General features: G+C 40.4%; 6 protein-coding genes. 1 reads left to right on the top strand and 5 read right to left on the bottom strand.

Annotated elements, in window-relative coordinates:
- Positions 1 to 16 precede the first annotated feature (16 nt).
- The 3 genes from QMA12_RS15390 to QMA12_RS15380 form a co-directional block, all read right to left on the bottom strand.
- Positions 17 to 442, bottom strand: a complete 426-nt coding sequence (locus QMA12_RS15390; RefSeq protein ID WP_290210510.1) for a hemerythrin domain-containing protein — start codon at positions 440 to 442, stop codon at positions 17 to 19.
- A gap of 189 nt (positions 443 to 631) precedes the next feature.
- Entirely contained in the window at positions 632 to 2680 is a 2049-nt protein-coding gene (locus QMA12_RS15385) for a S9 family peptidase (RefSeq protein ID WP_290210511.1), read from the bottom strand.
- A 94-nt stretch (positions 2681 to 2774) separates the two neighbouring features.
- Positions 2775 to 5396 (bottom strand): TonB-dependent receptor, encoded by a 2622-nt coding sequence (locus QMA12_RS15380; protein ID WP_290210512.1) that lies wholly within the window; start codon positions 5394 to 5396, stop codon positions 2775 to 2777.
- Between the two features lie 157 nt (positions 5397 to 5553).
- On the opposite strand from QMA12_RS15380, the gene QMA12_RS15375 reads away from it, so the two are divergent.
- Positions 5554 to 7689, top strand: a complete 2136-nt coding sequence (locus QMA12_RS15375; RefSeq protein WP_290210513.1) for a winged helix-turn-helix domain-containing protein — start codon at positions 5554 to 5556, stop codon at positions 7687 to 7689.
- Here QMA12_RS15375 and QMA12_RS15370 read toward each other — a convergent pair.
- Positions 7670 to 9007, bottom strand: a complete 1338-nt coding sequence (locus QMA12_RS15370; protein WP_290210514.1) for a TonB family protein — start codon at positions 9005 to 9007, stop codon at positions 7670 to 7672. The genes QMA12_RS15375 and QMA12_RS15370 overlap by 20 nt on opposite strands.
- Positions 9008 to 9296: 289 nt before the next feature.
- A complete protein-coding gene (locus tag QMA12_RS15365; RefSeq protein WP_290210515.1) occupies positions 9297 to 11855 on the bottom strand; it encodes a TonB-dependent receptor in 2559 nt (852 codons plus the stop codon).
- Positions 11856 to 12358 lie beyond the last annotated feature (503 nt).

The raw sequence follows: 12358 nt of genomic DNA, 5'->3' as shown, positions 1-12358 counted from the left end.
TGTTTAAAAAGGTTAACTAATGCATAGCATTATTGTATTTTTCAGCCAACACTTGTTTCTGGTGTTGCGTTAACGCCTTACCTGCCAATTGAAATACTTCTTGCTCTTCTTCATCAAGATGATGATGCACAATATGATGCAATTTTTTAGCGGTTACTAGCCAGCCAGGAGAGCTCATTTCAGTTTGTTCAAGCTCTTCAACCAATTCATCAATATCATGATGCTCAGCTACACTGTGACGTGCTTTGTCTTGTGTTAAGTCATCACACATCAGCGGATTATAGAAAAACCGTTCTTCAAATTTAGCGTGCTCTTCTAACTCGGTTTTTAAATCGTTCATTAACTTTTGACGTTTTGCTGAGTCACCATGTGTTTCAATTAGTGCATCGACAAGTGAACGTTGCTTATCGTGATCGTGACGTAATGCTTCAAAAATATTCATGATGTTTCCTTGCTTTGCTCATTTGTAGGTTTAAATTGCAAGGCTCAAGCCAAATTATAAAGTCATGTTTTTAATAAGGTTTAATTGTTTTATGTGTTGGGTAGGGCAAAACAGTGTAAAAGTTACCGATTAAAATGAAAAAGGCCAACACTGTGGTTGGCCTGATAATCTAAGCTTTGTCGCTAAGAATTACTTATTTGCGTCTTTAACCGTTTTAAGTTTAGCTGCATGATCAATTTCAAATGCAGGCATGTCTTTATTGCCGTCGATTAAGTAGTTATCCATCCAGCGCATTAAACGTAAGCTGTAATCGTATTGCGCAGCGACTTTACGGTTGCCATGCCCTTCGCCAGGGTAATATACAAGGCGTACATCTTTACCTTGCACTTTCATGTAACGGTACATTTCCATTGATTGCGCAGGGTGAACACGTGGGTCATCTTTACCATGCATAATTAATAACGGGGTTTCAGATTGACCCGCCCAGTATATTGGGCTGCGCTCTAAGTACCATTGCCATTTATCCCATGGATATGAACGCGCATGTACTAGGTTCATTTCATTTGAAATATCAGTAGTACCAAATTTAGATAACTGATTTGTAACGCCTACAAACATTACACTTGCAGCGAAATGTTTAGTCAGTTTAGTCGCTGCCCACGCAGATGCATAACCGCCATAAGAGCCACCAGTGATACCTACACGTTTAGTATCTACTAAGCCCATGTCAACAAGGTGGTTTTTAAAATCAACCAAGTCATCAAACTCTTTACCAGCATAGTCGTTTTGACCAAGCTTAGAGTATTCAACCCCTTTACCGGTTGAACCACGGTAGTTAGGATAAAATACTGCATAACCACGTGCTGCCCCCATTTGACCTGGGCGCGAGTAATTCGTTATCCAACCATTCTTATCATGACTTTCAGGACCACCATGAACAGACATAATTAACGGGTAGCGAGTGCCTTCACTGTAATCAAGTGGGTATACAAGTACACCATCAATCTCAACGCCATCACGGGCTTTTAATGAAATGGTTTCTTGCTTAGCAAAACGTTTGTTGTTTAACCATTGGTTGGAATTAGTTAAGCGCTCAGCTTTTTTACCGCGAACAATAAAGACTTCATTAGGGTGCTTAGCTGTATTACCACGAAGTGCAATGGTTTTATCTGAATCAGAAATACTCAGATTAGATGCAATAAACTTACCTTCTTTAACCAGCTTTTTATATTTATTTGAACCGGTTTTTATACTTGCAACGAAGCTTTCGGTGCCTACGTTGGCGATAAAGTTAAGGGTGTTACGTTTATTCGACCATTCAATATCAGCAACATGACCCATAAAATTAGGTAACCACTCAGTAATTTTGGCTGTTTTAGTATCGGCAATATATAAACGCCCAGTTGCCGGGTCGTGTTTATCCTCGGCACCTAAAATGGCAATGTATTTACCATCATGTGAGAGTTCTGCATCGCCGAGTTTACCTTCTGTTTTAAACGATAGAGTCACTTGGTTACTGGCAATATCAAATAAATGCCACATTGATTTTGTGTATTTATCATCAATTAAAGCAGTCGGTTGTGTTTTAACTAAGAGCTTTTCACCATTTGCAGCCCAGTTAACATCACTCACGTAGTTCTCTACGTTAAGTGCAGTTGGGGTGAGTGGTTTGTCGGCTTTTGCCAAATCAACAATAAAAAGCTGCTTGTTTTTTAAACCAAGCTCATAGACTTCAGCTTTAAAGCCCAGTTTTTTTAGTTCTTTATCAGACTTATTGGCAGCAGGCATAGCTAAAATGGCTAACTGATTATTGTCAGGGCTGAGCTGATAGCTTGAAATAGACGTGCCTTTTAATGACAACACTTTTTGTGCTTGTCCACCATCAACCGGAATTTGGTAAAGAGCAGTGAACTTATCGCCTTTTAATTTAGCTAAAAAATAGATGGTTTTGCTGTCGTTTGACCATTGAATGCTTTTAATGCTGACAGAGCCTGTAATGAAAGGGCGCTCAACACCTTCATCATCGACAACATAAAGTTCACTGTAATTACTGCCATTTTCATCAACATAAAGCTCACGAGGTACAGAACGAGTAAATGCAACGCTGTCGCCATCAGGACTAACGCTTGTTTGTATTACTGATTGAATCTTTGGAATGTCTTCAACTGTAAGAGGCGTTGCTGCAATCGCAAGAGAGCTTGAAAGCCCAATTGCCAATGCTAAACTAGTTTTTAACATGAAAATTTCCTTCGCTTGTTTTTAATTATCAATGCAGTATATCAGGATGTACCTGTAAAACTAAAATATGCGTTTAATAGGCAATCTGAAAAGATTAATGGCTATATCGTATGCCAAAGTAGAAGCGTCGGCCATTTTCGTAAATACCCGTTGGCGCGTATTGGTTACGTTCATAAACATAGGTGATTGAGTTAGTTAAGTTGATTGCTTCAAGTACAACATCGAGGCTATTTGTCACTTTAAATGTGAGATTACCGTCAAGCTGACCAAAATCGTCCATCATAGCTTCACCTACACCGGTGGCAAACTGAGTCCGATAGTTATAGGCAAGGCGAGCACTGAGCCAATCATTATCGTAGTAACTGGTTAAGTTTATGGTGTGTTTTGAGGTGCCAGGTACATAGTTTTTTCGTCCTGTTAAGCTATCAGTACGATCGCCGTCGACAAAGGTATAATTGGCAATTAAGCCTACACCATAAAATAATTCCTGCTGATAACTGAGCTCTAAACCTCGAATTGTACCACCACTACCATTTATCGGCCGATCAATGGCCATGTCGATGCCCTCATGTTGTTCAATAGCTCGCTTAAATTCGACAAAGGATTCAACGTCTTTATTAAATAACGCCATTGAAAGTAAAGCAGCATCATCAAAATACCATTCAAGGCTAAAATCAAACTGATTAGCGCGATAGGGGTCTAAATCAGGGTTACCGCCTTGGCCTTGTGCTTGCGTGACATTGTAGTTTGTAGAGGGCATTAAATGATTGTATTGTGGTCGTGACATGACTCTAGCAGCACTAATACGGGTGATTAAATTTTCAGAAAGGTCTATGTTGATATTTACGCTGGGTAAAATATCAAGGTAATTTTTATCGTGCTGTTGCCAGATAAACTGCTCTTGTTGTGGTGTGGTTGCAATACGCTTGTATGCGCCTGAGTTTTGTTGTGTATTAACCACTCTTATTCCGAGGTTGGCGCGGTAGTCTTGGCCTTCGAGCATTAATTTAACATAACCTGATAAAGTACGTTCTTGAATATCAAAACGGCTGGCTTTTTCTTCTTGTTGCTCAAAATTAATGTTATTGAAGTCGTCCGATAATCTGCTGATATCTACATAGCTATACTTTTTCAGCGTGTCTGGACTGCCAATATTTGTCAAAAAGCCGCTAGGGAAAGTGCCTTGATAATCAGCTAAAGTCCAATCTAGTTGTTTTACTAACCCATCATAAGCGCCATTTACTGAGCGATATCTGATAAAGTCACGCTGATGATCACGGTATTTAGTACCGAACTTAACGGCACTAATAATTGAATGGTCAACAGCTCGTTCAAAATCGCCTTGTAAATAAAACTCTTGATCGTTTGAATCCTGACTGTCGTTGCGCGCCTCTGTGAGCTGCCATTGTGTGGCATCTAGTGGAGAGGTGTCGTATTTAGCTATAATATTTTTATTTTCGCGGGTATCTACAGTAAAGGCTGTATTTGCTGAAAACTGCGACGTATAGTCTTGTTTTGAGCCACCACCGCCTTTGGTAAAGCCGATTTGATACTGATTTTGCCACAGATTTGCTTGTTGAGTAGCAATTAGATGCACGTTGCTGGTATCAATTTGCGAATCACGCCAAATAGCTTCCATCGCGGTACTAAAGGGTAAACTTTGTGTGTTTTGCTCTGGCACCTGTGAATAGCGTGCGTATGCTAACGTGTTATCAATAATTCCGTGCTCGCTAATATGGCCGCCACGAGCAAAAATGCTGCTGGGTTGCCACAAGAAGTTTTGGTTACTATTATCGGCATCAAGTACTGAATACAAAGTATTAAGCTGTATATTCCAATCAAGGTTTGGCTGGTATTCAATACTTGCCGTAGCGCTGGTTAATTCTCGTCGCTGTTGAAAGATGGCTGAACCACCCCCTCCTGGTGTCCAAATATTTTTAACATCAGCATATTCGCTATGGGTTGGAGTAAGAGTGCCATCGTCGCTTTGATCATAATTTTGTTCGTGCCAACCCCATGACTCTAAGCCATCGCGGCGTAATGAGCGCTGATTACGAGTAACAGTAATCAGCACACCTAGATCTTTTGCGGTGTTTTTCCAATTATAAAAAGCACTAAATTGTGGATCGAATTCACCGGATAAATCGTTATATTGCATCTGAGCATTAACCACAAATTGATTAGTATCAATGTGCAGCGGACGTTGAGTTTTTATATTAACCGTGCCCCCTAAAGAGCCTTCGTTATGATCAGCTTGGGGTGTTTTATAAACGTCTAATGAGGCAACAAGTTCAGCAGGTAATAGCGTGTAATTAAAGCCTCGATTAGGTTGAGTTGAAATCCACCAGTCTGCAGACGCGATAGATTGACCATTTAGATAGGTGCGATTCTGTTCTGGTGTTGTACCACGTACACCCACTCGTTCCCCTTCACCTTGGGCTCTTGATAAAGAAATTCCGGTCACCCTTTGGAGTGCCTCTGCAACATTTTTATCGGGAAACTTCCCGATATCTTGTGCACTGATAGTATCTATAATAGATTGACTGTCACGTTTATCTAGTAAAGACTTGACAGCGCTGTCATGATAACCCCTAATTTGTATTGTTTCTAACTGGTTTAGCTCGGTTTGTGGGGTATTATTAGCCGCTCCATGTAGCGCATAAAATGCACTATAAATCAGTATTATGTTAACAAATTTTGTAATATTTATTGTCATAGATGACCCAACGCCAACAACATGAGAAAAATGAGCAGTGATAACTACTTATAAAATAAGAACACAGGAAACGGCTGTGCTAATATGTACCGCATTTTTATATAATACGCTTTATTCGCATATTTAACCATAGATTAACTTGTGTAAAAACCAAACGATGTCCGAAGCTAAGCCAAAACAGTTACTACTCAATGATGTGCTTATTGATTTTTCCGCGTTAAAAATCAAGGTGGCGGGTAAGTGGTGCGTTATTGAAGCTAAACAGTTAATGTTGCTCAAGCTATTAGTAAGTCATCAAGGCCAAGCCGTTACACGAGATACTATTATGGATACTGTGTGGCCTGATGTGGTTGTGAGTGATAATTCGGTTAGTCAGCTCGTAACGCAATTACGTAAAAGTTTGCATGATGATCAGAAAACCGCCTATTTTATTCGCACAGTTCCCAGAGTTGGCTATCAGTTAATTGCTAAAGTTAGTGAAGCCCCAACTATTTTAGAAAAAGTGATTCCAGCAAGTCCGCGTACTTCTGCACTATTCATTGTGATTGGTTTATTTATAGGTTGCTTAGTTACTTTATTTAGCCAATATTTACTTATGCCCAGCAAGCCCACATTAGCGTATGAATATCAATCACGTATTACTTCAGCACCAGGGGCTGAGGTGTTCTTACGTTATTCCCCAAATGGCCGATATTTAGCTTTTAGTCAATCTAATCATCAACAAAGCCAATTTGATTTAGCCGTTTTTGATCACCAAAGTAAAACCGTACACAGTATTAAAAGCTCTGGTTATTCTGAAGAGGCACCGGTTTGGTCGCCAGATGGCAAATGGTTGGCGTATTTTAGATACGACCCAATTAGTTGTGATATCAGGGTGATGTCTGTGGCTAATGCAATTGAAACGTGGCGTCTGAGTCCTGAGTTTAGGTTAGCAAAGTGCCAGCAGCGTCACGGGCCAACAAAATTACATTGGGTAGATGCGCAAACAATTTACACTACTCACTGGCAAGATGAGCAACCACGGCTAATTAAATACACTCTTTCATTGGCACCAAGCCCGAAAATCATTGAGCAGCAAGTGGTTGGTGATTTTAAACCGCTCGCATTTGATATTAATAGCCGCAATAGAATGCTTATTTTAGAAAAACAAGCTGGGTGGTTTAATCTCAGTGAAGTTGATTTAAATAAAGGGGTTATGCGTGAAAATGTAACGCAAAGTCGCCACTTTCGTGCACCACTATTAATGGACAGCGACCCCGGTTTTTATTGGCTAGGAGATGATGCCCTAAGGCGCTATGCTTACGATGGGGCTGAGCAGATGATCCACCAACCATTAGGCTTTATCGCTGATTTAGCGATTAATCCTCACACTGGCGATATTGCTCATGCCGAAGGCCAAGCACGGATAAATTTATATCAGATTGAGTTAGCGCTTACTAAAGATCAACCTATCGTCAGTTCAAGCCAATTATCTTCGTCATCACGTATGGATATACTCCCGGCAGTGTCGATGGATGGTCAGCAAAGTGCGTTTATTTCATTGCAGCGCCGTGGGATCACTGGGTTTACAAATATAGAAGTGTGGCTAAAGCATAAGCAGCGAAAAAGTGCTAATTTAATTGCTACATTGCCCAGTGATATTACTCCTAAATACTTGTTGTTTTCTCCTAATGGAGACAATATTTTATTGGCAGATCAATTGCATAATATATATTTGATCAATACCTTTTCTCGGCGGTTAGTGCCTATCATATCTGGGTTTGAGCAACTTAACGCCGTTCATTGGTCTAAAGATAGCCATAGTATTTATTATCAAGCCAAAAACAGTCAAGGGCGGTGGCAAGATTGGCGATATGATATTCAGCTAATGAGTAACGCGCTTGTAAGTGATAATGTGACGCTAGAAAGTTTAGATTTAGAGCACCCGCTTTGGCAACTCAATAGTTCTTATCTTGAATATGAGGAACATGTTGCTCGGTATTTAGCTGGTGAGCTTGAACAGCAATTACCGCTGTCACAATTATTACCATCTCTTGCCTTATTTAAACCTGCAGTGTTTAAAGAGGGGATTTATTATGTATTACGCCAAGGGCACCAATTGTTGTTGTATTGTTATTTGACGCAACAAAAGCGCAATGTATTTATTAAAGAGCTGGGTATGTATGGTTTTGATTTAGATATAAATTTAAATATCAGTAGCTCTTTAGATGGTAAACAAGTGGTGTTTAGCCAAGTTGATGGCATAGAAACGGATATTCTTTTACATCGGGCTACTAAAGTTGAGCAGCAATAAACCGAGTAATATGGCCTACGTACCAGTTACGGCTTTTTGCCTCATTGAGTGCGTGCTGGGCAATCTTTATTGCTGTAGCACTGTTATTTTTAGCAGCGATTTTCGCTTTGAGCAATAACAGCTGAGGATGATTAGGATCATCTTTTAGCGCGCTATTTAGTGCTTGAGTTACTGTTGCGGTATCCACCTTGTGCAATGAATATAATAGTTTCGCTAAATCACGTTTTGCGACAAAAAGATCTTGCTCAGCAGCTGTCTGCAGCCATTTAACAGCTTTATTTGGTGCATAGTTTAAGTGCTTTTTATCAAGTAACTCACGGCCTAATCGGTATTGCGCTTGGGCAAAACCATTTTGTGCTGCAAGTAAGATCCAGTTAAGGCCTTTTTCTCGTTCGATTTTCCCATATGCCCCGCGCAGTAGATTAGCACCGATGCGATATTGTGCATTGGCATAGCCATTACTCGCCGCTTGTAATAAAAGCTCGTCAGAGGCATTACTCTGTTGCCAGTGGTATTTTAGTAATCGTGTAGCGTTATATTCGTCAGAGCTGAGCCAGTTAGCAATGTAGTATTGTACTAAGCCATTGCCTTGTTCTGCAGCGTCAATCAGTTCTGTAATTTCTTCATTATACTGGCGCTGTTGGCTCTGAAAGCTTTGCGCATATTGCTTACCTTTAAAAGTAGTGAAATGGTAAAGCAAAGAGCGATTATAGTAGGGCAACTGATCTTTATCGGCTTGATACTGCCAGCGTTTAACAGCATTTACAATTGCTTTATCGAAGGTTTTCTCGGGGTTTGAGTCGATCAGTGTGATGTCGGTGACAGCACCACTTTCATCAATATCAAATTCTAGCCACACCCAACCTTCAATACCATTTTTATAAGCGTGCTCTGGGTATTTAGGCTCTACGGTATAACCGCGAGTTAAGCTGGTGTCATTGTTAGGTTGATTGTTTAGTTCGGGGCGTAATTGCTCGTTATACCATTGAAAACTCAGATGCTTTAACAGCGCATTATAGGCATCATCAAGGGGTTGTTTATTTTTCGTTTGTTGCGCAATCAGCATAGCTGTATCGCGTGCATCAGCTAAGCCAAAATCTGCAGCTAAACTAAACCAAGCATACGCCTGCGCATTATTTTTATCCATGCCCTGACCATGTAGATGCATCACTGCGATATTATAAATAGCATCCGGATTGCCCAACTGAGCAAGCTGGGTAAATTCTTGTTTAGCTTTGGCAAAATTACCTTGGTGGTAGTGTAGTGTTGCACTGAGCAAATCTGCTTTTGCAAAAGGTAAAAATAGTAACGCAGACACAACTAGACTTACTTTTAAGATTAAAAGCTTGGCTTTGAATTTGTGTAGATACTTAAATAAATGTGTTGGCACGAATTTAAACTTTAGCTACTGCTAACATTAACCTAGTGGCGTTTTTAACTACTGATTGTACTTGTTTTGTTTATTATTACTAGCGCGAACTTGCCCGCTCGTTAATAAAAAAGCAGGTAACCAAAAGGTTACCTGCTTTAAACCCCTGGGCATAGGGGCAGCCTTCCTTGGCAAAAGTCGAATACCTGTGTTAGTTAAGTAAGTCGACTAAACCTGTTTAAAAGTTAAAGCGTATCCCCGCTACAAAACGACGACCATCAGCATAAACGCCTGTTAGCGCTTGTTCTACACCTTCTTCTTGGTAGCTGAATGTGTGCTCGTCTGTTAAGTTAATTGCTTCAAACACTAACGACACATTCTCATTTACGTTATAAGTAAAATTGGCGTCTACTTGAGCGTAGTCATCAACATAGCCATGGCCTTGACCTGAGTTGTAACCCGTTCGGAAGTTATAAGAGATACGGGTACTAAATGTGTCTGTTTCATAGTAAGTACTTAAGTTAACCGTATGCTCAGAGTTACCAGGGATTATTGTATCATTACCATCTTTATCTTTTGCTTCACCATCAACGAAGGTGTAGTTTGCATTTAAACCAAAGCCTTCTAAGATTTCTTGCTGATAACCAAGCTCTAAACCTTGAATACGACCAGAGCGACCATTGGTAGGGCGGTTTACCAGTATTTCGACACCTTCGTGCATTTCAAGTGTAGGTGTTACATCTAAGAAAGATTGAATATCTTTATAAAATACCACCGCAGAGAATAAACCAGCTTCGCTAAAGTACCATTCAATACCTGTATCAAACTGTGTTGCACGGTATGGGTCAATTTCAGGGTTACCACCACTGCCAGTTTGTGTTTCAAGGTTATATGAGGTTGATGGTGTCATTGCGGCATAGTCTGGGCGCGACATTACCCGTGCTGCACTAAAGCGTAGTAATAAGTCTTCTTCTAAATCAATGGCAAGGTTAATGCTTGGCAGAATATCAAAGTAATCACGGTCATCATTGGTCCACACTTCAGAGCCACTTTCACCCACATAGGCAGCGGAGGATTGCTGAGTTTGTACTAAACGAACCCCTAAATTACCGCGCATACCTTCAACATCAATATCCGCCTTTACGTAACCTGCAGTGATTTTTTCTTCAACCTCAAAGGTGCTGGCTTTGAGTACGCGGTAGTTCCAATCAAGTGCATCACCATCTTGGCGAATTTTACTTGAATCAGTGATTGCGTAATCCCTTAATGTGCCGTCTGAGCCTAGACCTGACAAGTAATCAGATGGCATAGAGAGTGAATAATCGGCTAAGCTCCAACCTAAATCTGTGCGGTTATCGGTGGTGTGTTTAGTATTAAAGCGAGAGTGGTCGCGGTATTTCAAACCAAACTTAACGTTATTAAAGACAGCGATGTCAATTGGGCGCGAAAAATCCACTTGTAGGTAAGTTTCGTCATCTTTGGCATCGTTACTGTCGTAACGTAAAAAACCTAAATCCCAGTTTTTACCATCAGCAGGATCTGCGCCGTAGCTGGTACGTACGTCCTCAACACTTGAAGTATCAAAGCTATGTACATAATTACCTTCCCAACCCACACTTCTATCAGCTTGCGAACCACCACTGCCTTCAGTATAACCAACATGCACACTAGTCAGCCATAAGTCGCCTTGATAATCGGCTTTTAAATCGTACGATTTGGTTTTGATTTCAGAGTTTCGTACTTTAGTTTCATCTAAAATGTTATTTGCGGTGGTTGATAAACCTAATGTGCCGCCAACTAGCATGGTGCCTACTTGGTCGTTTTCGATTAGCGTGGCATCTGTGTATTGCGAGCCGCCATAGCCAGGTAACCATAAGAAATTTTGATTCTCGTTATTTGCTTCTAGGGTCGAATCAAGGGCATTAAAGGTTAAATCAAGTTGCTCGGTAGGGCGGTATTGCACAGCTAAATTAATACCCGTACGAATACGTTCTTGTAAAAACATGGCTGAGCCACCGCCACCAGGGCTGTACACGTCTTTATATTCGGTGCCATCAGTTAAAGTGATATCACGCTTTGCCCAGCTCCATGATTCAATACCATCGCGGCGTAGGTTACGCTGTTGGCGAACCAATGAAATAAGCGCACCGAAAGACTCATCTTCGGTCTTAAAGTTATACATAGCCGATAGCTGTGGATCGGTTTCACCCGATATTTCACTGTGTTGCGCAAGCACTGAGCCGGCAAACTTATTGGCTTCTAAATCAAGCGGTTTACGCGTTCTTACGATAACCGTGCCACCAATAGATCCTTCATCAATATCTGCTTCCGGTGATTTATACACCTCTAAGCCAGAAACAATTTCAGACGGTAGCATGGTATAGTTAAAACCACGACTTGCAGCTGAGTTAGTCCACCAGTCGGCAGAGCCCACAGCTTGACCATTTAACAGTGTACGGTTTTGGCTTTCGCTGGTACCACGAATACTTACACGTTCACCTTCACCAAAATTACGACTTATTGAAACACCGGTAATACGTTGTAGAGATTCAGCCACGTTTTGATCAGGGAACTTACCAATGTCTTCGGCGGTAACAGCATCAACAATTGAATTGGCATAGCGTTTTGTATTTAATGATTTTACAACACTGCCACGAATACCGCGCACTTGAATAACTTCAACTTCATCAGTACTTTGGGCTTGGGCACTTTGTGCCATCATAGGTAAGCTTAACGCTGATGTCACAAGTGATGCACTGACGGCTAAATGTAGCTTTTTCATCTTTATATTTATCATTCTCGATTCCCCTTGAATCAACACTTCGTTTTGTTGTTTAACAGTATGGTTTTGATGGCAAGTATTTTACTTATAAGCACAGCCATATTTTAAAACCAATATACGCCCCCAAGTTTAATAACCACCGTTATTAGTGTGGCAATAACATGTACTAAGTTGGGTTTGTGGTTCTATTAAACGCTTTTTGATTTACCGAGTCTTGAAACTAAGTGAATAGTTGTGAAATTGATAAAGTGACTTTTTATATATTTTATTTATTATTTTATTTATTATTAATCAGTGGCTTATTTGTTTTTTATTTTATTTTAACTTTAATAAGTTAAGTTTACTTATATCAGTAGAACCAAAAGTTAGTGCCAATTCACAAGTTGTGACATTTAAGAACAGTGTAAATTTAAATAATAAACGTACTAACGGTCGGAATTAGCCAGCGACTACTTAAGTCTAAAATTAAGTGGGAGTTTAAGATTGCCCGTATCGACCCAGCTTGTGAGGAGGTTTGC

This window comes from Pseudoalteromonas sp. APC 3893 (assembly GCF_030408095.1).
Taxonomy (GTDB): domain Bacteria; phylum Pseudomonadota; class Gammaproteobacteria; order Enterobacterales; family Alteromonadaceae; genus Pseudoalteromonas.
Note: the sequence above shows the minus strand (reverse complement) of the source record. Positions and strands in the feature narration are given on the sequence as shown.